Source organism: Corynebacterium sp. c3Ub_189 (assembly GCF_039907195.1).
Classification (GTDB): domain Bacteria; phylum Actinomycetota; class Actinomycetes; order Mycobacteriales; family Mycobacteriaceae; genus Corynebacterium.
Map to the genome: position 1 here is coordinate 249,863 of NZ_JASBOF010000001.1, position 20,968 is coordinate 270,830.

The 20,968-nt window shown below is 57.8% G+C and carries 18 protein-coding genes; 11 read left to right on the top strand and 7 right to left on the bottom strand.

What is annotated here, in order from left to right; translation table 11 throughout:
* The first annotated feature begins 59 nt into the window (after positions 1-59).
* Positions 60-1,691: an ABC-F family ATP-binding cassette domain-containing protein gene (locus tag QKD99_RS01205; RefSeq protein ID WP_005328391.1), complete on the top strand. Its 1,632-nt coding sequence runs from the start codon at positions 60-62 to the stop codon at positions 1,689-1,691.
* 6 nt (positions 1,692-1,697) lie between these two features.
* Positions 1,698-3,020: a DUF2254 domain-containing protein gene (locus QKD99_RS01210; RefSeq protein WP_347950491.1), complete on the top strand. Its 1,323-nt coding sequence runs from the start codon at positions 1,698-1,700 to the stop codon at positions 3,018-3,020.
* Positions 3,021-3,044: 24 nt separating this feature from the next.
* On the opposite strand, the gene QKD99_RS01215 is transcribed toward QKD99_RS01210, so the two are convergent.
* Positions 3,045-4,409: a PFL family protein gene (locus QKD99_RS01215; RefSeq protein WP_284766504.1), complete on the bottom strand. Its 1,365-nt coding sequence runs from the start codon at positions 4,407-4,409 to the stop codon at positions 3,045-3,047.
* 1 nt (position 4,410) lies between these two features.
* A complete protein-coding gene (locus QKD99_RS01220; RefSeq protein ID WP_179386521.1) occupies positions 4,411-4,680 on the bottom strand; it encodes an ACT domain-containing protein in 270 nt (89 codons plus the stop codon).
* Between the two features lie 104 nt (positions 4,681-4,784).
* Between QKD99_RS01220 and QKD99_RS01225 the strand changes: the two genes are divergently transcribed.
* The 5 genes from QKD99_RS01225 to QKD99_RS01245 all read left to right on the top strand — a co-directional run bounded on the left by QKD99_RS01225 (position 4,785) and on the right by QKD99_RS01245 (position 9,164).
* Positions 4,785-5,459: an NAD(P)H-binding protein gene (locus QKD99_RS01225; protein ID WP_347950492.1), complete on the top strand. Its 675-nt coding sequence runs from the start codon at positions 4,785-4,787 to the stop codon at positions 5,457-5,459.
* Positions 5,460-5,480: 21 nt separating this feature from the next.
* Positions 5,481-6,452: a nucleoside hydrolase gene (locus tag QKD99_RS01230; RefSeq protein WP_347950493.1), complete on the top strand. Its 972-nt coding sequence runs from the start codon at positions 5,481-5,483 to the stop codon at positions 6,450-6,452.
* A gap of 146 nt (positions 6,453-6,598) precedes the next feature.
* Complete coding sequence (locus QKD99_RS01235) at positions 6,599-7,345, top strand: ECF transporter S component (protein ID WP_284766500.1); 747 nt, start codon at positions 6,599-6,601, stop codon at positions 7,343-7,345.
* Positions 7,345-8,037 (top strand): energy-coupling factor transporter transmembrane component T, encoded by a 693-nt coding sequence (locus tag QKD99_RS01240; protein ID WP_347950494.1) that lies wholly within the window; start codon positions 7,345-7,347, stop codon positions 8,035-8,037. The genes QKD99_RS01235 and QKD99_RS01240 overlap by 1 nt, the downstream gene beginning before the upstream one ends.
* Positions 8,028-9,164: an ATP-binding cassette domain-containing protein gene (locus QKD99_RS01245; RefSeq protein WP_347950495.1), complete on the top strand. Its 1,137-nt coding sequence runs from the start codon at positions 8,028-8,030 to the stop codon at positions 9,162-9,164. Before QKD99_RS01240 ends, QKD99_RS01245 begins: the two co-directional genes overlap by 10 nt.
* Before the next feature lie 75 nt (positions 9,165-9,239).
* Here QKD99_RS01245 and QKD99_RS01250 read toward each other — a convergent pair whose 3' ends face one another.
* Both QKD99_RS01250 and acnA read right to left on the bottom strand, forming a co-directional pair.
* On the bottom strand, positions 9,240-9,815 hold the full coding sequence (locus QKD99_RS01250; protein ID WP_204609017.1) for a TetR/AcrR family transcriptional regulator: 576 nt from the start codon (positions 9,813-9,815) through the stop codon (positions 9,240-9,242).
* Positions 9,816-10,005: 190 nt separating this feature from the next.
* Positions 10,006-12,819 (bottom strand): aconitate hydratase AcnA, encoded by a 2,814-nt coding sequence (acnA, locus tag QKD99_RS01255; RefSeq protein WP_239277736.1) that lies wholly within the window; start codon positions 12,817-12,819, stop codon positions 10,006-10,008.
* Between the two features lie 329 nt (positions 12,820-13,148).
* Between acnA and QKD99_RS01260 the strand changes: the two genes are divergently transcribed.
* The 3 genes from QKD99_RS01260 to QKD99_RS01270 all read left to right on the top strand — a co-directional run bounded on the left by QKD99_RS01260 (position 13,149) and on the right by QKD99_RS01270 (position 17,891).
* A complete protein-coding gene (locus tag QKD99_RS01260) occupies positions 13,149-13,613 on the top strand; it encodes a DUF6676 family protein (protein WP_347950496.1) in 465 nt (154 codons plus the stop codon).
* Between the two features lie 1,718 nt (positions 13,614-15,331).
* Positions 15,332-16,786, top strand: coding sequence for an NlpC/P60 family protein (locus tag QKD99_RS01265; protein ID WP_347950497.1), 1,455 nt, complete (start codon positions 15,332-15,334; stop codon positions 16,784-16,786).
* Between the two features lie 31 nt (positions 16,787-16,817).
* A complete protein-coding gene (locus tag QKD99_RS01270) occupies positions 16,818-17,891 on the top strand; it encodes a ferrochelatase (RefSeq protein WP_347950498.1) in 1,074 nt (357 codons plus the stop codon).
* Here QKD99_RS01270 and QKD99_RS01275 read toward each other — a convergent pair.
* Entirely contained in the window at positions 17,888-18,661 is a 774-nt protein-coding gene (locus tag QKD99_RS01275) for a hypothetical protein (protein ID WP_284867938.1), read from the bottom strand. The two genes, QKD99_RS01270 and QKD99_RS01275, sit on opposite strands and share 4 nt — an antisense overlap.
* A gap of 33 nt (positions 18,662-18,694) precedes the next feature.
* Here QKD99_RS01275 and QKD99_RS01280 point away from each other — a divergent pair, with 33 nt between their 5' ends.
* Entirely contained in the window at positions 18,695-19,534 is an 840-nt protein-coding gene (locus QKD99_RS01280) for a DUF3097 domain-containing protein (protein ID WP_347950499.1), read from the top strand.
* Here QKD99_RS01280 and QKD99_RS01285 read toward each other — a convergent pair.
* Entirely contained in the window at positions 19,531-20,109 is a 579-nt protein-coding gene (locus QKD99_RS01285) for a MarR family transcriptional regulator (RefSeq protein ID WP_198493063.1), read from the bottom strand. The two genes, QKD99_RS01280 and QKD99_RS01285, sit on opposite strands and share 4 nt — an antisense overlap.
* A gap of 54 nt (positions 20,110-20,163) precedes the next feature.
* A complete protein-coding gene (locus QKD99_RS01290) occupies positions 20,164-20,880 on the bottom strand; it encodes a TVP38/TMEM64 family protein (protein WP_284814763.1) in 717 nt (238 codons plus the stop codon).
* Positions 20,881-20,968 lie beyond the last annotated feature (88 nt).

Genomic DNA, 20,968 nt, shown 5'->3' on the forward strand with positions numbered 1-20,968 from the left:
CTGGTGGGGGCGTTAGTGCGTCTTAGCGTTGGCCGCGTCAATTGCTAGACTATTTCTTCGTGATTGTAACCAATGATTTCGAAGTCAGGGTAGGAGCGCGCACGCTTCTCGACGCCCCCGGGCAGCACCTCCGCGTGCAGCCTGGCGACCGAATCGGCCTCATCGGCCGCAACGGCGCGGGCAAGACGACGACCATGCGCATTTTGGCAGGGGAGACGGAGCCTTATGGTGGTTCTGTGACTCGCTCGGGCCCCATTGGTTATTTGCCCCAGGATTCCCGCGAGGGAAATATCGAGCAAACGGCGCGCGAGCGCGTTCTTTCCGCACGCGGTCTGGATGACCTTAAGCGCCGAATGGCGAAGCAACAAGAGCTTATGGAATCGGCCACGGACGATAAGTTCCGGGATAAGGCTATCCGTAAGTACTCCCGCTTAGAGGAGCAATTCGAGTCGCTCGGCGGCTATGAGGCTGATTCTGAGTGTGCGCAGATTTGCGATAATTTGGGCCTGCCACAGCGCGTCCTAGATCAGAAGCTCAAGACTCTCTCGGGCGGCCAGCGCCGCCGTGTGGAGTTGGCACAGATCCTCTTTGCCGCTACAGAAGGCTCTGGCAAGTCCCAGACCACGCTGCTCTTGGATGAGCCGACTAACCACTTGGATGCGGACTCTATAACGTGGCTGCGCCAATTCCTGTCCAAGCATGAGGGTGGCCTCATTATGATTTCTCACGACGTCGAACTGCTAGAGGCCGTGTGCAACAAGGTGTGGTTCCTTGACGCGGTCCGCGGCGAGGCCGATGTGTACAACATGGGCTATAAGAAGTACCTCGATGCCCGTGCTACCGATGAAGCGCGGCGCCGCCGAGAGCGCGCCAATGCGGAAAAGAAGGCGTCTGCCCTGCAAAAACAGGCAGCCAAGCTGGGCGCCAAAGCAACTAAGGCCGCTGCGGCAAAGCAGATGCTCCACCGTGCTGAGCGCATGATGAGCGAGCTCGATGAAGTCCGCGTGGCCGATAAGGTGGCCAATATTAAGTTCCCTGAGCCGGCGCCGTGCGGCAAGACGCCAATGAATGCCAAGGGCCTGACCAAGATGTACGGCTCGCTGGAGGTTTTCGTGGGCGTCGACCTCGCTATCGACAAAGGCTCTAGAGTGGTCGTTCTCGGCTACAACGGTGCAGGTAAGACCACCCTGTTGAAATTGCTGGCCGGTGTGGAACGCACCGATGGTGAAGGTGGCATCGTCAGCGGCCACGGCCTGCGCATCGGCTACTTCGCGCAGGAACATGACACCATCGACCCGGATAAGTCCGTGTGGCAAAACACCATCGATGCCTGCCCGGATGCGGATCAGCAGGAGTTGCGCAGCCTGCTTGGTGCCTTTATGTTTTCCGGCGAGAAGCTGGAGCAGCCTGCGGGTACCCTCTCCGGCGGTGAGAAGACGCGCCTTGCACTGGCCGCCTTGGTCTCCAGCCGTGCGAATGTACTGCTGCTCGATGAGCCCACCAATAACTTGGACCCAATTTCCCGCGAGCAGGTGCTTGATGCACTGAAAACGTATACGGGCGCTGTGGTTCTGGTGACGCACGACCCGGGTGCGGTTAAGGCACTGGATCCGGAACGCGTGATCATCATGCCCGATGGTGATGAGGACCTGTGGTCCGATGATTATATGGAGATCGTGGAGCTAGCTTAGGGATATATGAAGACACTGCTGGAGAGGATGCCCGCTTGGCGAGAGAAGTTTTGGCTCATCCCCGCCGTGGCGGTGGCCATCGCCGCGATCGGCGCGGAATTGCTCATTGCGGTTGGTAGCAATTTTGACGTGTCGGCCACGCCCTTTTATGACGGCAGCGCCGATAGCGCGCAAGGGATTTTAAGCGCGGTAGCAACCTCGTCACTCTCCTTGGCCGGCACCGTCTTTTTCATTACGCTGACCGCGCTATCCGGTGTCGTCACGGTGATGGGCCCGCGCCTCCTGCACGAGTTTTTAAAGGATCGCTCCATTCAATCCACGTTGGCGATCTACCTGGCAACCTTCATTTTTGCGCTCCTATCCCTGCGCGCGGTCCGTACCGGCGGCGGTGGGGAAGAAGAATACGTTCCTTCCCTCAATGTAGCCGTCACGGTTCTGCTGGCCATCGCCTGCGTTGTCTTCCTCATCTACTTCATCGTGCATATTGCGCAATCGATCAGCATGTCCCACGTGGTGCACGTGGTTGCCCAAGATGTAGAAAGCCACATGCGCCGGCTCATCCGCCGCGGTGAGGAGGAAGAGAAGGTAAAAGCGCCGGGGCCAGAGTTCTACGCGAACGCGGAAAAGCGCCGCAGTAGTGAGACTGGCTATCTCAAATTCGTGGACTATGACGCCATTGCTCAGGCGGCGGCGCGGGAAAATTGTGCGGTGCACCTCGGCGTGGCACCGGGAGACCTCGTATTGGAAGGCGAGGTCATTGCCCACGGCGTACCGCGTTTGCCGGAAGATATAGAACGTCATATCGTGCTTACGCAGCACCGCGAAAACGCCTCCGCCCACGATCCACGCTTTACCGCCCGTCACCTTGCTGAGATTGCCGCCCGCGCTTTGAGCACCGGCGTTAATGACCCATTTACGGTAATTGACATCATTGACCGCTTTACCCAGATTCTTACGGTGATTGGGGATAAGCGGCTTCCGCAGGGCATTGTGCATGTGGGCGGCGAGTTTCGGCTGGATTATCAGACCTTTAGCTATGCCGAAATCGTCGATGCGATGTTTGCACAGATTCGGCGCGATGCGGCCGATAATGCGGAGATTTACCTCAGCATGCTGGATAACCTCGCTAAGGTCGTTGCCCTTCTTCGCACAGCGGAACGCCGGCGCGTGCTTGACGACGCCGCCCAGGCCATCTACTCCGATGCCCGCCGCCAAGTAGGCGGCGAGGTGGAGCTGAAACAGTTGGAGTCCTCCTACCAGCACTTTCAGGCCAACCTAGCTGCGTGGGCGGAATCCGATAAGCCGGGCGAGGAGCACGCCGCGGACTAGACCGCGGCGCGGTTCTCGCTGGCGCTAGTTGCGGAATCCATGCACCGGGGCGGGGATGAAGCCGCCGCGGTTAATGAACTGCGCATTGCCCACCTGATTGACGGGGATGACTGGGGCATAGCCCAATAGGCCGCCGAAGCTGACCTCATCTCCTACTTGGGCGCCAGGTACCGGAATGACGCGCACTGCGGTGGTCTTATGGTTCATCACGCCAATGGCGGCCTCATCGGCGATCATGCCCGAGATCGTCGCGGCCGAGGTATCGCCCGGCAGGGCAATCATGTCGAAGCCAACCGAGCAAATAGCGGTCATGGCCTCCAGCTTGTCCATGGAAATGGAGCCGGACTTGACCGCATCGATCATGCCCTTGTCTTCGGAGACAGGGATGAAGGAACCAGACAGACCGCCCACGCGGGAACAAGCCATCATGCCGCCCTTCTTTACGGCGTCGTTAAGCAGAGCCAAGGCTGCAGTGGTGCCGTGGGTGCCCACCTGGTCTAAGCCCATGTGCTCTAAGATGTGCGCAACCGAATCGCCCAATTCGGCGGTGGGGGCAAGCGAAAGGTCGATGATGCCGAAAGGAACGCCCAGGCGCTCCGAGGCCATGGTGCCCACCAGCTGCCCGGCGCGTGTGATCTTGAAAGCAGCCTTCTTCACCTCTTCTGCAACCTGGTCTAAGCTGGCCCCCTCGAGCGAGCCCAAGGCACGGTCGACCACACCCGGGCCAGAAACGCCCACGGAGACCACACAATCGGGTTCCTCAATGCCGTGGAAGGCGCCGGCCATGAAGGGGTTATCTCCCACGGAGTTAGCAAAGACCACGAGCTTGGCGCACGCTATGGCGGAATCATCCTTAGTTAGCTCGGCCGCTTCCTTGATAACCTCGCCCATCTTCTTGGCTGCATCCATGTTGATGCCGGCGCGGGAGCTAGCGATATTCACGGAGGAACAGACGACGTCGGTAGTAGCCAGCGCCTCCGGAATGGAGCTGATGAGCTTCTGTTCCGCGGTCGTGGCGCCCTTTTCTACCAGGGCGGAATAGCCACCCACGAAGTTGACGCCAACCTCCTTGGCTGCCTTATCCAGCGCCTTCGCTGCATCAACGGGGTTTCCCTCTACGCCGGCCACCACCAACGAGATGGGCGTTACGGAGATGCGCTTATTGACGATGGGGATACCGAGCTCGCCCTCGATGCCTTCGCACACCTCGACGAGGCGCCCTGCCTGCTGGGTGACCCGGTCATAGATGGCCTGGCAGGTAGCCTCCATGGTGGAGCGGGTGCATCCGAGGAGGGAGATGCCCATGGTCACGGTGCGGATATCGAGACGATAGTTCTCAATCATCTCGATAGTGTCCAAGATATTGGTGGTATTAAAACGCGTACTCATTCTAAATCTCGTTCATGGCGGTGAAGAGGTCTTCGGACTGAATGCGGATGGACTGGTGCTTTTCCTCCGCCACGGGGCGCATGCGCTCCTTGATGGTCTGGATGGAGACCTTGTCCGCATCGAATTCGACGCGCAGGATCATGGTGAAGTATCCGCCCATCAGCGTCTGGGAGACGTCGATGACGTTGATATCGAGTTCTGCAAGGGTAGTGGTCACTGCGGCGATGATGCCGGTGCTATCGGCGCCGGTGACGGTCATAATGGCATACATGCATGCAATTCTATCTGCTTGCCGGACGCGCCGCGGTGGTTTGTACGTGCCGGAGTAAGGAGACCGTCTGCACGCCGGCCGCTCCGTTGTTACGGTGGGGAGGCATGACTGATAAGAAGAAGATCCTGTACATCGGTGGACACGGCAAGGTCGGACTGCTGACTGCCCCTAAGCTGGTTGACGCCGGCCACGAGGTCCACTCCCTCATCCGCAACCCAGAACAGAAGCCCGAGATTGAAAAGATCGGCGCGACCCCGGTTATGGCGGATATTACTGAACAAACCGTGGATCAGTGGGCAGAGCTTTTCGCCGCTTATGACGCTGTAGTCTGGGGCGCCGGCAATGGCGGCCGCGGTGGGGCAGACCTCACCTGGGCCGTCGACCGCGACGGCGCCCTCGCTACCCTCGACGCGATGGATAAGTTGCAGCAGGAGGGCAAGAATGTGCCTGCCTATGTGATGATCTCTTATGTCGGCTCCCAGGTAGCCACCACGGATCCTGCCGATGAGAAGTGGTATGCCTACGTGGAGTCTAAGAAGGAAGTAGACAACCGCCTTGTACAGGCAAGTTACCCGCACCTCATCCTCAAGCCAGCGATGCTGACCGAGGAACCAGCCAAAGGCATTGAGCAGATTGAGGATAAGATGCTGAAGGAGTCTCTGACTTCTTCCCGCGAGCTCGTTGCAGACGTCATCGTCGAGGCCCTTGGCCGCGAAAACCTGCCGGAATCCCCGCTTGCCTTCGTTGATGGCGACAATCCAGTGAGCTCCATCAAGTAAGGCGCTAGACTGGCTGGCATTATGACTGCTAAGCCACCAGCTGTACTTATTGATTGCGATCCCGGCATCGATGATTGCCTCGCCCTTATGTACTTGGCGGGTCTGCATCATGCCGGTGAGATCGAGCTGGTGGGGGTTACCACCACGGCAGGCAACGTCGAAGCTCACCAGACCGCGGCTAATGCCCGCTGGATTGTGGACCTGTGCTCGCTTGCCGACGTCCCCGTAGCCCCCGGCCTTCCCCAACCCCTCAAGGTAGATCTCACCACCACCCCTGAGACCCATGGCCCAACGGGGCTGGGCTACGCACATGCCCCCGCTGCCACCGCCAGGCTGCAACAGCGCGATTGGCAGCAGGTATGGGAAGAAGCATTAGCCACCCACGACGATCTGCAGCTGATCGTTTCCGGGCCGGTCACTAACCTTGCTGCATTCGAAGCAACCCATAGCGAGGCTGCCGCGCGCTTCGGCGCCATCACCATCATGGGCGGCGCGGTCAATTACCGCGGAAACACCACGCCAACTGCCGAGTGGAACTTTTGGGTGGATCCACACGCCGCCGCCCAACATTTTCATTCAACCGCCCCACGCGTTCCCACCACACTGTGTTCCCTCGAAGTAACCGAACAGTTTCTCATTACTCCGCAGCGCCTAGACGAGGTCCTTGAATTGTTGGGGGAGCACCCCACGGCACACATCCTGCCGGACGTGCTGCGTTTTTATTTTGAATTCCACCAGGCACAAGGGGAGGGATATCAGGCTCAAATCCACGACCTCTTGACCTGCATGATTGCCCTGGGGCGCATCCCTTATGAAGCGATAGAAACCACCGTGGACGTCGAGGCGGAATCGTCACTGCTGCGGGGCACGAGCGTTGCGGATTTGCGCAACCATTGGGGCCGCGCCCACAATGCGCGGCTGGTAACAATCGCAGACATGGAGGCCGCACATCACGAATGCGTGCGGGGATTGACGCTATTGGCTTCGCATTAGTGGCTTTTAACACGCAGAACCTCTACTATTATCCGCGGCGCACGTGCCGTGCGAGCTCGCTTTCCGAGGTGACATAGGAAAGCAGCACCATCCGCGGTCGTCGCTTATCTTGCCCATTTTTCGGTATATGGATTTGGACTTTTACTGTGTCACAGCTTTCTCTCACCCCCGCCCGCAAGGCGATAGTCATCGCGGGTGCGCTCATCGTCGCCGCGACCTGGATTTATCTGGTTCTTCTGCGTCCTACTGATTGGGAATCTGTCGCCGGCTCGACAGAGGCGCTCATTACGCTCGCCGGCTATCTCGTCGGCGCCGGGCTCCTTCTCACCGGCACCGTTCCGGCGCTACCGGCGCGAACCATCGCCATCATCCCGGTAGCTCTAGTGCTCAATATTGTTGTTGGCGAAATCATCGGTTCTATCGGCGTTCCGCTGTATATCGACTCCGTGGGAACAATCCTGGTAGCCGCGCTTGCGGGACCCATCGCCGGATTGGCTACCGGTACATTGTCTTCCGTCGTATGGGGACTGTTGAACCCTGCCGCTCTGCCCTTCGCCGCCGTGTCTGCCGCCACGGGGTTCCTCTCCGGACTAGTGATCAAGAAGGGAGCTTTTACCAAGGTCTGGTGGGTCATTCTCAGCGGCGCCATCATCGGCATCATTTCCGGCATGCTCGCCGCACCAGTGGCTGCCTTTGTTTATGGCGGTACCGCAGGTCTTGGTACGGGCGCGGTTGTTTCGCTCTTTCGAGAGCTGGGCAATTCCCTCATCGCCTCGGTTACGCTGCAGTCCTTTATTTCGGATCCCCTGGATAAGGCACTGGTCTTCCTCATTGTCTGGGCAGCGGTCAAGGCACTGCCGCAGCGCACCCGAGAATCCCTCCAGCCACGTTAATGCAGGGCCTTCATCCCGCCACCGTTGTCACGATCGCGGCCTGCGGCTGGATCCTTACTTTGGCGCTGAATACCCCGGTGGCGTCGGCAAGCGTCGTGCTCATCGCTTTAGCCTGTGGTACTGCCGCTACCCGCAATGCTTCCGTGATTTTGACAACTGTGGCGCTAAGCGCCCCAGCGGCCCTTTCCATGCTGGTCATTCACGCCCCGTATGGTGATGACCCGGTACTGCCGCTGCTAACTAGCGACGGCCTGGTGCTCGCCGCCACCCTCACCCTCCGGTTCTGCGCCCTCATGGCCTGCTTCATCGCGGCCATGGCAGTGCTGCGCATTGCTGATATCGCCAAATGGCTGCAAGTTTCGCGCGCTGGCCACAAAGTCGCATATATCGTTGGAGCCTCCCTGCAAACCCTGCCCCAAGGTGCGCACGCTTGGCGTTGCGTCCGTGAGGCCAACCAGCTCGCCGGCATCACCGTGACCTGGCGCAATACCATCTCGCGCGTCATTATTCCCGTCATCGCTCGCCTCCTTACCCAAGGAACCCAACGTGGCCAGGCCCTAGCCGCCGTCGGATTCGACCAAGAGGGTCAACGCACCCTCCTGCGTCCTGTTGCCGATTCCATGGTCTCTCGCGTCGTACGCCTGGTCATTCCATTAGTTAGCTTTGCGGTGGTGATTGCTACATGGATTTAGCCCGCATAAAGCCCACCCCTGGGGCCATTTATCAAGTACTCGTCGAACCTGACACAGCCGTCGAAGACGTTGCCGTGCACCTAGCCGAGCAGCTATCTACCGAAGCCATCATCGGCACGGATGCCTCAGCACAGATTAGCTTCCTGCGGGAAACCTGCATCGAAGAAGTAGTTTTAGGCCTCGAAAATGCCGGCGTGCCTGCCCCCGAAATGCAGCGGCGCGGGGAGCGAATGCTTCGCGCTGTAGGACTGTCTGACTACTGCGAACATGACCCAACACAGCTATCCGGTGGCCAAACACGCAGGCTTGCGGCTGCCTGTGTCGCCATTCGCGAGCCAAAGGTCATGATTGTGTGCGAGCCTGCAGCCGGGCTAGACGCAAACTCGCGTACGCAAGTGGTTCGCCTCTTGCAGGAATTGCCGGAAACCTGCGTCATTTCCGTTTCTAGTTCCTCCTGGCCAGAATTGGGTGGGCACATCATTGGAACAGACCCACTTGTAGCGGCCGTCGACTTACCGCGGGTTTCTGCAAGCCCCCGGACGGGGAGTATCGGTCCGCTAACGGCACGCAGGGGTGCAGCAAAGAAGAAATGGTGGCACTTTTCTCAGCCCAGTGGCACGCCTTTCAGCGTCGGACCGGTAGAAATCCCTATCACGAAATCCGCGGTTACGTGGCTGCGAGGCGATAATGGCAGTGGCAAAACCACGCTCCTGCGGGCTGCTGCTGGGCTCGATGGCGCCGGAGCTATCCCGAATCCACCCGCTCTTGCCTTGCAATCGCCGTTTGATCAGGCGGTATTTCCAACGGTGGAGGAGTTCGTCCCCAATGACACCTTGCGCAACCTGTTGGGACTAAATCCTGCAGATCATCCTCTCGATTTATCATCGTCTCGTCTGAGACTTGCGCAAATTGCCCACGTGATCGGGCAGCACCGACAGGTGGTCCTGCTCGACGAACCAGACACCTTGCTTTCCGCTGCCGACCGCTGGCTCATGCACCAACTCATCCACTACGCACTGCAGTCCGGCAGTTCCCTCGTGGTTACCTGCCACGATCCTAAGTTTGTGGCTGAAATAGAAACCTATGCCGAAGTAACGGAAAAGACACTGCCGACGCAGCACCTATAAGCGCATATAACACTGCTCCCGGCTGATTCCAGCATCAGTAGAGAAGCAGCCGGGAGCAGAAGTAGGTGTATGGGGTTACTGTGGGCTCGCCTGAGCACCGCGGATGGATTGCTCTACTAAGTCAAGAACATTTTCCAGCTCCGCGGTATCGCCCAAGGCAAGCCGGTTAATGAATCCGTCCATGAATACCTCAAGATAGATGGCTAAGGTATCGATTCCTACATCATCTCGTAGGCGACCCTTATCCGCATTAGATGCCAATCGTGCGCGAACGGCTTCATCACGAACCGATTGATTTTCTTTCCATCGAGCGGCGAACGAGGGGTCCGTGCGTAGTAGGGAGGTGATTTCCAAGCGAGTGGCTAGCCAATCGTGGCGCTCTGGATGCTGGAGCATTTCCCGCATGACTTCTACCAAGCCATTTTGAGCCACGACTTCGGCCTGGCGAGCGGCATCTTCTTGCGCCAAGGCAAGGAATAGTGACTCCTTGTCACCGAAGTGGTGAAAGATTGCGCCACGTGACTTACCCGTCGCTTGTTCGAGTAGCCGAACAGTCGCTCCCTCGTACCCGTGCTCTGCAAAGCAGCGGCGGGCACCTACGAGAATGTCGTGCCGGCGGCGGCTAAGTTCAGATTCGCTCACGATGGGCATAGTAAGGAACTCTCCTTAATGGGGGATGTCTAAAGATAGTTTAATCAGTAATTTTAAATAAGAAATAAAATCGACGTGACGAAACGCGGGGCCGCATTGCCCTTCCTGGGGAGGGCGGTGCAACCCCGCGTTGTCGACTGAACTTAGTCCTTTAGCCCCTCGGTTGGGCTAAAGGACTGCGCGAAGACGCTTAGTTCTTCACCATCTGACGCAGAACGTACTGCAAGATGCCGCCGTGGCGGAAGTAGTCAGCCTCACCCGGGGTGTCGATGCGAACGTCAGCATCGAACTCCACGGCCTCGCCGGATTCCTTGGTAGCGGTGACGTGGACGGTCTTCGGGATGGAGCCATCGTTGAAGGCGGAGATGCCCTCGATGTCGAAGGTCTCCGTACCATCCAGGCCCAAGGACTCGTGGGACTCGCCCTGCGGGAACTGCAGTGGGATAACGCCCATGCCAATCAGGTTGGAACGGTGGATACGCTCGAAGGACTCAGTAATAACAGCCTTCACACCAAGCAGGTTGGTGCCCTTGGCTGCCCAGTCGCGGGAAGAGCCAGTGCCGTACTCCTTACCAGCAATGACAACGAGCGGAATGCCGGCTTCCTTATAGTTCTGGCAAGCATCGAAGATGAAGGCCTGCGGGCCGCCTTCCTGGGTGAAGTCACGGGTGTAGCCACCGGTGACGTCGACCAGCTGGTTAGCTAGGCGAATATTCGCGAAGGTACCGCGCATCATGACCTCGTGGTTACCGCGACGGGAGCCCAGGGAATTGTAGTCCTGGCGGGCAACGCCGTTTTCATCGAGGTACTGCGCAGCCGGGGTGCCCGGCTTAATAGCGGAAGCAGGGGAGATGTGGTCAGTGGTGACGGAATCGCCCAGCTTTGCCAGAACGCGTGCGCCCTTGATGTCTTCAACCGGGTTCGGCTCGGTTGGCATGCCATCGAAGTAAGGAGCCTTGCGGATGTAGGTGGAATCCTCATCCCACTTGAAGGTCTCGCCCTCCGGCACGTCCAGGGCGCGCCAAGCATCGTCGCCCTTGAAGACGTCGGCGTAGTCGGCCTCGTACATCTCGCGGGAAATAGCGGACTGGATGGTGTCCTCAATCTCCTGCGGGGATGGCCAGATGTCCTTCAGGAAGACGTCGTTGCCTTCCTTGTCCTGACCCAGCGGCTGAGCGTCAAAGTCAAAGTCCATGGTGCCGGCAATGGCGTAGGCGATGACCATGATTGGAGAAGCCAAGTAGTTCATCTTGACATCCGGGGAGATACGGCCCTCGAAGTTGCGGTTACCGGAAAGTACCGCGGTGGCAGCGAGGTCGTTCTCGTTGATGGCTGCAGAAACCTCGTCCGGCAGTGGGCCGGAGTTACCGATACAGGTGGTGCAGCCGAAGCCGGAGAGGTAGAAGCCCATGGCTTCGAGGTCCTTCCACAGGTCTGCACGCTGGAAGTAGCCATCAACAACCTGGGAGCCAGGAGCACAAATGGTCTTAACCCATGGCTTGGACTGCAGACCCTTTTCTGCTGCCTTACGGGCGATAAGGCCTGCGCCCACCATGACGGATGGGTTAGAGGTGTTGGTACAGGAAGTGATGGAGGCAATGGCAACCATGCCGTGGTCCAAGGTGAACTCGCCACCGTTTTGGGACTCCACGGTAATTGGGTTGGAGTGACGGCCCTTCGCGCCAGTAGCCGAGGACTCGCCGTGACCCTCGCGGGCCTTGTTCAAGCCGCCGGTGACGTCCTCCATAGCTGGGGCGCCGCCTTCTGCGGACATGCGCTTTGCCTCGACAGAGGATTCGTCAACGCAAACCTCGTCGGTGGTGTAGTTAGCCAGATCCTTACGGAATTGCTCCTTGGCCTCGGTCAGCAGGATTCGGTCCTGCGGGCGCTTCGGGCCGGCAATGGAAGGAACAACGGTGGACAGGTCCAGCTCGAGGTACTCGGAGTACTTTGCTTCTGGAGCGTCCTCCTCCAGCCACATTCCCTGTGCCTTGGCGTAGGCCTCGACGCGGTCAATCTGCTCCTGCGGGCGGCCGGTGAGCTCAAGGTACTTGGTGGTCTCCTCGTCAATCGGGAAGATTGCAGCGGTAGAACCGAACTCAGGGGACATGTTGCCGATGGTGGCGCGGTTTGCCAGCGGGACAGACTTAACACCGTTGCCATAGAACTCAACGAACTTCTGAACAACGCCGTGCTCGCGCAGCATCTCGGTGATGGTGAGAACGACGTCGGTTGCAGTAACGCCGGTAGGAATCTCACCGGTCAGCTTGAAGCCGACGACCTTCGGGATGAGCATGGACACCGGCTGGCCGAGCATGGCAGCCTCTGCCTCGATGCCGCCGACGCCCCAGCCCAGAATGCCCAGGCCGTTTTCCATGGTGGTGTGGGAGTCAGTACCGATACAGGTATCCGGGTAAGCAAGGCCCTCGTTGTCGAATACAACGCGGGACAGGTACTCGATGTTTACCTGGTGGACGATGCCGGTTCCCGGAGGGACAACGCGGAAGTTGGAGAAGTTCTCGGCACCCCAGCGGAGGAACTGATAGCGCTCTTCGTTGCGCTGGTACTCAATTTCAACGTTCTTTTCCAGCGCATCGGTAGAGCCGAAAGCCTCAACGATGACGGAGTGGTCAATGACCATTTCGGCCGGGTTGAGAGGGTTGACCTGATCCGGAGTGCCACCCAGTGCGGAGACGGCCTCACGCATGGTAGCGAGGTCAACAACGCAAGGAACGCCAGTAAAGTCCTGCATGAGGACGCGTGCCGGGGTGAACTGGATTTCGGTGTCCGGTTCTGCTTCCGGATCCCAGTTTGCCAGGGCGTTAATGTGATCCTTGGTTACGTTCTTGCCGTCCTCGTTACGCAGCAGGTTTTCTGCCAGCACCTTGAGGGAGTAGGGCAACTTCTCCAGACCGGAGACGGTGTTGATGTCAAAGTAGTCATAAGACTTACCGTTGACATCAAGGGTCTTCTTGGCCTCGAAGGAGTTCAAGCTTTCAGTCACAGGGAGCTCCATTCCTTGTTAATAAACAGTGTGTTCTGTTTGGTACTCGTCGCCAGTCGTCACCGCGGGGCAGTGCTCGGCGTCACTGGTCACTAGTGTGACGCGACGCGACCATGGGGCCCGCTGTGTTGAAGGCGACAAAGAACGCGATGGTTCACCTAGATATTGTAGAGGCTAAAACCTTCGGTCGCTGCCATTGTAACAGTACAAGCGTTCTGTTTTCACCTTTTCTGAAAAATCGGCGAGTTGAGGAAATGGGTTCCCGTGATCCGACCGTATCTTGGGGAGAAGAAGTTAGTTTAGGAGCCCTATATAAGGAAGAGATACACATGGTTCCCGCGGGCGTAGATATAGCTGATTTGGCAGGTCAGCTCAAAGTGGACGGCGTGGCCTACACGTCCCCAGCACTCAGCCAAGATGCACTGCTCAACGCGGAGGTAGCTCAAGGCTTGCGAGACGGTGACGGTGTAGCCGTGGTTGATGTGATAGCTGATCGTGCGCCTGATGTCCGTGACATTGCCCAAGAGCTCCAAGACGCGACAGGTTTGAATACCGTCATCGTACAAACCCCTCGCCATGTTTCTTCCGTTAGTGACACTTATAGCCGCGCTGACATTGAGTCGGTACAGGCGCTGATCCCGCCTGGAGTTGAACAAGTAGACCTTCTGTCTGAGTACTACAGGGGACTAGACCAAATCAGCTTCCCGGTGGGCACAGTGGTGGGAGCGGTTGTCGTAATCGCCGTGATTGTATTCGTTAGCTCTTTCCTAGCGGCCGGCCGTCACACGCCCTAATAGTTGAAAAGGATCTACGGAAATTGGGGGTGCGAGTCGGGCGGGTGAAGAAAGCCGGGCGGGAAACGAGGAACTTGGCTTTCCAAAATTGAACAAATGCTTCTTGAAAAATAAGTTTGTTCGAAAAAGTATTGGGTTAAAGGGCGAAACTTTTGCGAGCCATAGATGTACGAAAATTTCGGGCAACTAGCCCGAAGGCGTGAACTGAAGGACTCTGGGTGAATGCGGATGGCGCAGTTTCGTTCACTCACGGTTTGTCGAGAGGGTCGGTTGTGGATTGGAGGGGTAGAAGTTCGCTCAGGACTTAGCGTGAATCGGGTATCTAATTAAGGATCATGAATGGGGCAGGGGAGTGGTCAAAGTAAACCCTTAGGGGTTGACATCAAGTGGGGGAGTGGTTCAGTTGTTCCAGTCGTGGCCTGGCTGGAGGTCGGAGGGGCGTATAGAACCCCAGTTATTTAGTGATTAAAGTCACAATAACGGGATGGTAACAAAATCATTGCAGGTTAGGTGCACATGTTGAGTCATGTGAATTAACTTGACTCATGTGAATTGCGGGAAAATTGTGCGAAACGGGCGTGTCGTGACGTAAGGTTCGGTTGTCGACTCAGGAGACATTTCTTGCTTCCTGGGTTCATGGGCTTAGCCTTGACTGTCACGACAGAGCTCGCACGGGTATGTGGGGAAGCACGCCTCGAGCGAAAGTTAGAACGTCGAGTGGCCGTTCTTGGGAGTCAATGAACCGGGACCCATCGAAAGTGATTTGGGACGCAGGCAAAGAACTTGAGCGATTGCAATGTTCGAAAAATTACACATCAACCCACCTTCCGTTTATGAGGTGAGACGGGTTCATTAGAACTCCACCGTGTGGAAATTTTGGTGCGAACCTTTATATGGCTAAGGCTGAAAGCCTGTCGTCACAGAAGGTGCGTACGGAGAGGTCCATAGGGATAGGGTCCGGGAACACCGAATCACTCCACAAGGGTCAGCCTCGTGTGGCCTGTTCATGGTTTGTGGCTGCTTGCCCTCGACGGCTCGGTAGTGCTCAAAAGGTTAGACCTTTTGGACTCCAGTTGGCGCCGCGGCGAGGTCCGCCAGAACCCGTAGAGCAGTTCTCACAGTGCTCAGTGCAACGAAGACGTGATCGGGGCATACGGAACCGCGGGTTGTAAAACGCACCCTGGAGCGTATGTCGCGCGCAGCGCAAGAGTAGAAGTGGATTTCACAGTCCGTGGGACTTTGTTTGAACAGGGGATAGTTGTAGACCATCTGTGTCCGACTTGTCGGGCTCGTGCAAGTAGACCTTTAGGCTTTCTTGCCGGGGTACGAATTGTCTGGATGTCGCTGTTGTGGGGAAACAGTAGCGATTTGAGGCGGCCAAAATTTGGCGCGGCAAGTCCACAACTTTCTCTAGTTCCTACATGGAAGCCCTAAGGCTGCTGAGGGTCCACCGAAAGTGCACACCCGGAGTGAAGTCTCAGCCGAAGTAGGCAGTCCATCAATAATTACCGCTCTAGTGTCTGAGGGCACCAAGGGGTTGGCTTCGTGTATCTATTGATACCGACTCGAGGCGAACCTCTGGGCCACCCAATAAGGCATGCGATAACGCCTGTGTTTGTGCGAAATATGCAGGCGGGGAGCCCGGGCATACCTATGTCCGGAGGTCTTCATGGACCCTCACTAAAGGAGCAACGTGGGCCCAAACTAGGAGTATTTCAGTGGCCACCATTCGCCTTCCGCGCATTCGACATGTTCGCGCTTTCATTGCTGCAGTAGCAGGTACTGCAGCTATTTCAACGCTTTCCACCGTAGCCCCAGCGGGCGCCGATGAAGTATCGACGCCAAACCCAGGTACGGTACAGGATCAAAACTCAGACCACGTAGCAATTGACCGTGCGGTTGCCAACGCAGATTCACTGCAGGGCGCTGTAGAGGAATCCCGGGCAGAGCTAGGTCGCGCGGAAGCAGATGTTTCCGCAGCGGAAGACCGTATTGCTCAGATTCGAACCCAATTGGAACAAGTGAACGGCGAGCCGGGCACTAATGAAGAGTATGTTGCCAGCTTGTCAGATGAGCTGCGCCAGGCGGGTGAGGAAAAGCGAGAAGCCGAGAATCGTGTTGCGCAGGAGCGCCGAGAGCTGGCCCAGAATGAAGCGCGACTAAACGCTACCCAAAGATTTGCGGAAGCCACTTTTGCCCGCCAGCAGCAGGCTGCGCCTCAAGGGGAGGTAGCAAGCGGGGTGCAGCTCTCGCAGCAGGATTCTCTTCCAGTTGCGCCAAATCAAGGCGATAATCTTGATTCTGAGGTGTCAACAAATGCTTTCTCGGTCAACCCTCATGACTTGACGAGAAAGGTCAAGCCGCAAGACTTTACGGATGAGGTAGTGGATCAGGGACCGTCCGAGGTTCCGGGCAGTGCGGACGTTGCCGATAATCCGGAGGATTCATCCGTTGTAGAGCAGCAGAAGACTACTCCAGAAGCGGACTTTGGAAACGCCCTCAATAAGGGTGCAACGCCTACGTTCCAGAACGTCGATTTCGGCACTGGGTCTTCCGTGAATGATGCGCTCGGACTTGCGAATGATATCGCTGCAGCCGTTGATGAGGACGATGTGCGCACCCTCATGCAGAGCTCGTCTGACCTACTAGGTTTGGGCAGCCCGAATACGGCACCTGCCGCCAGTGTTGACGCTCCCGAGGTGGATGAGGTGGCTGAAGTAGAGGAAAGCACCACCGGTGCAGACGCGGGCCGAGACGCTCAGATCGAGGCCGTCATTTCTCGCGCTGAGTCTCAGGTCGGCGTCCCTTATGTGTGGGGTGGCGGCGATAATAACGGTCCTACTGGTGGGCTTCGCGATGGTGGCGTGGCTGATTCCTTCGGGGACTATGGACAGTCTGGCTTCGATTGCTCGGGGCTAGTCAAGTACGCCTACGCGGCAGCCGGCCTGGACCTTCCTCACTACACTGGTGCGCAGTACCAGCAGGGTAAGAAGGTTCCCCGCGAGAACGCACAGCGCGGTGACCTTATCTTCTACGGACCTGGTGGAAGCCAGCACGTAGCTATCTACCTAGGCGACGGCCAAATGATTGAAGCGCCACAGTCTGGTCAGACTGTTTCAGTAGTTCCGGTTCGCTGGGGTGGCGCTACTCCCGATGTCGTGCGCCTTCTCTAATCTCCAACTTTTGGTTGGTATGGTTTAGGGCATGACTGACGCACAACAGAATGCCCAAAACTTCGATGCCCTCCTCGTTCTTTCTTTCGGTGGCCCGGAAGGAAACGAGGAGGTCGTTCCTTTTTTGGAGAACGTTACCCGAGGTCGAGGTATCCCTCGCGAGCGGCTAGAAGTGGTGGGCGAGCATTATTACCACTTCGGAGGGGTAAGTCCGCTCAATGCTCTTAACCGCGAAATCATCGATCATCTCGAAGGGGAGCTGAACAAACGCGGACATAATCTACCGGTCTACTTTGGCAATCGAAATTGGCATCCCTTTGCCAGTGAGACTGCGGAGAAGATGTCTCAGGACGGGGTGCGCAAGGTAGCTGTCTTCGCTACCTCTGCATGGGGTGGGTACTCCGCATGCCGGCAATATGATGAGGACATTCAGCAGATGCGTGAGCATCTGGCGGAGCAGGGTTTGCCGGACATTGAATTTACTAAGATTCGCCAATTCTTCGATCATCCGAAGTTTGTTGCCGAAATGGCAGCCGCTGTCACGGAGGTCTGGGGAGAGGTTCCGGAAGAAAAGAAGGAATCCACTCGCTTGCTATTTACCGCCCATTCGGTTCCCATTGCACACGATAACGCGGGCGGCGCGGAAGGCGACAAAAACCTTTACTCCCGCCAGGTGGCTGAGGCGTCGCGGTTGGTGGCCGCACGGGCCGGTATTTCTGATTATGACCTTGTATGGCAGTCACGGTCGGGTAATCCCCGCACTCCGTGGCTCGAGCCAGGCATTGTTGATCACACCACAAACATCCATAACAACGAAGACGTCGACACGGTCGTGGTATGCCCGATTGGCTTCATCTCCGATCATATGGAGGTTATCTGGGATCTTGATTCCGAGTTGCAGAAGGCAGCCGAAGAGATGGGTGTCAAGGTCCTGCGCACCCGTACAGCGGGTCCGACTCCACGTTTTGCGGAGATGGTTGTTGATCTCATCGATGAGCTAGAGCAGAGCCGCGAGTGGGAGACCAGCGGGAGTGTCACGGTGCAAGGGTGCACAGTCAATGGTGAGCCGTGTGCAGCGGGGTGCTGCGATATTCGGTCCCGTTAACGGGCAAATTCTCCAAGCGCATAAGACACGCCCGTCATGCGCGCCTGGCGGATATGGCGCCACAAGCGAAGCAATTGTGGATCAAGGCTGTGGTCATTGATGCGGTCAGTAACGGTTTCGATGATCGCGGCCACTCGGTCGGCCCGGGCAAAGAGCTTGGCTGCTCGAGCTGGCGTTGAGTGGGGAAGGCCGGGCGTGTCATAGAAGTCGCTCAGGGTTCCCACGGTGAGGCGTGGGCTGGGCAAGGCCTCGGTGCTATACCCAGTTGCGGCGATGAGATCGGCGGACTCATTGGTTGCTTGAGAGAGGAGTGCGTCGGCTTCACCGGGGCTTAGCCAGGCGGGCGCGGGGAGCTGCTGCTTTTCGACGACCACTTGCCACGCAGTATGGCTGTGGCGAATGTGGGGTACGAGGACTAAGTTACGCAAGGGATCATTGGTACGAACTATGATTGCTCCGGCAGAACTTTGTGTGGCCGCGCGATAGGACTCCGATCCTGCAGGCAATGCGGGCGGCTCGCCTGGCCCGGACAGTGCGAGACGCACAATAGGCTCTGCACGTACACCGCGATGAGCGGTGAGCTCGGTGGTCTCCGCGCGCAGCATGGCTAATAGATCGACGAAGGGGGATTCGTCCCAGCATTCTGGACGTCCGCCTAGTTCAGTAAGCGCGTCCAGTAGGTCATCGGTGGTTTCATGTCCCCACAGCCACGAGCCAAGCCATACGGCAGTGTTTTGTAAAGGTGACCATACTTCGGCGCGCATATCCATGGCGAGCCAGTCTAGTAGATAGACTAACGGGCCATGAGTTTTGATCCTTATGGCGGAGATATTTTTGCTGGCCACTCGCGGTCGAAGCCGCGCCAGTACCCAGAAGTGCCAGCCGAGCCCGGAATGGTAGTGGAAGTGCGCGGCGACGACTTTGTGGGCGCTGTTATGGGCGTGGATAAAACCGTTTTCGGTGAGGTGGTACGCCTTGAGGATCGCCACGGCGTAGAACGGGTCTTTAACCTGGTTAAAGGCGGGTTCCTGGTGGAAGGAAAACCTGTGACGCTTACCCGGTACGTCGAAAAGCAGGCTCCTCGTAAGTCCAACTCCGGCTCCCGCCGCGTAGAGAATGTGGAGGCTAAAGTCGCCGCGCCGTCGCGCATTTGGGTAGAAGGCGTGCATGATGCTGCCATCGTAGAAAAAGTGTGGGGCCACGACCTGCGTGTGGAAGGCGTGGTAGTCGAATACCTCGAGGGTTTGGACAACTTGGAGGCGCGCCTCGCAGAGTTTCAGCCAGGGCCAGGCCGCAGGGTCGGAGTATTGGCGGATCGCTTGGTTCAAGGCTCCAAGGAAACCCGATTAACGGAAACCGTGGGAGAGCATGTCCTGGTGACTGGACACCCCTTCATCGATATCTGGGCGGCGGTAAAACCACAGCGCGTTGGCCTGCGCGAATGGCCAGATGTTCCCTATGGCGAGGATTGGAAGACCGGTATTTGCCGCCGCGTAGGGTGGAGCGACCCGAAGGATGGGTGGCGTCATGTCTATAACGCCGTGCATTCTTTCCGCGACCTAGACTCCAGCCTAATCGGTGCCGTGGAGCGCCTCGTGGACTTCGTTACTACACCTGAGTTGAGCAAATCTGATTTGCTCTAGGGGTGGGCAAGGTTGGCGCGTTCAATGAGGTTGACGGCCAACTGCCACCCCGCCATTTCCGCGCTCCAGCCGGCCGCTTGGAGGCGTTGCGACATGGCTTGCTTGGAAATTCCTAGCTCTTCGGCGGCCTCATTCTGGTTGAGCCCCGCACGGACGAGTGAGGTTGCTTCACGCCCTTCGATGGTGCGTTTGTGCAGAACGTATCCAAGCAGAGCAAAGGTGGCCGCAATATCGCTCGCCTCCGAGGCGCGGCCGCGCTTATTGAGTTTGGCGTAGACCTGCCCCATGCGGGCGGACTTCCGCAATGCAGCGGTTGCTACCTGGCGCGCGCCTTCCTCATCTTCTTGGTTGCCGGGGCTAATGCCGATGCCGATGGCCCAGTCGCCGTCGGCAAGCAAAGCCATGACCACGTCGCACACGGCAGTTGCTGAATCAACTACGGCGCAAATATCTTCCACGCCGAGCACGTGGAACTCGCCCACACCATTGAGGGTGGATAGAGCCGTTGCGGAGCGTTGGACCAACTCTGCGCGACGCACGGAGCGGCCCCGGTAGCGAGCGTGGACAGCAAGCACAGAAAATCCTCCTTAAGGAACCAATTGCGAATTAGTCTACCGCTCGTACTTGACTTATGGGCGAGTGGGTAGACGTGAATCCATATACAGCCCGCCCATACCGATGGCGGCAAAAGCTACCATGGCAACAATGATGCTGGGCGAGGTGTGGCCGGTGAGGGCATCGCCGAAGAAGACGCCGAGGGCAGTAGTTGGGACGGAACCGAGGAGAGTGGCCACGGTGAAGTGGCTAAGCTTCACGGGTGTTAGTGCGGCAACATAATTCAGGAGGCTGAAGGGGACGCCGGCCACCATCCGCAGCGAAGCGATGGCCAGCCAGCCGCGCCGCTCTAAGTGGGCATTGATTTTAAACACTGCTGGGTGGGTTAGGTGCGGCCGGATCCAGTCTCCGAGGAGCGTGCGGACGATGAGGAGCGAGAGGGTCGCTGACACCGTCAAGGCGCACAAGGAGAGGGCGAGGCCCTTCCATGGGCCAAAAAGTATTCCTGCGGCTACTGTCCACAACGTCCGAGGAAATGGAAGCTGCGTAAATATGACATAACCTAGGATAAAAAGGAGAGGAAACCACGCACCATAGCGGGTGGAGGCGACGCGAAGCTGGGACACGTTCGGCAGATCAAAGAAGTAAAAGAGTATCGCGCCGGTGGCGATGGCGGCGAGGACGGCTACCCAACGACGCATCGACCACTGGAGAATTGACCGCCAGGCGGACTGGGCGAGCGACATGAGGAACTGGCCGAAGCTGCGCGCCCAACTCAAAAATGTGGTCATGGGGGAGATCGTAGTCCTTGTGGGAGTACTGAATAGAAAAATCCGGCGGCTACCTTAGTGGTAGCCGCCGGTCCGTTGTGCCCGAGGG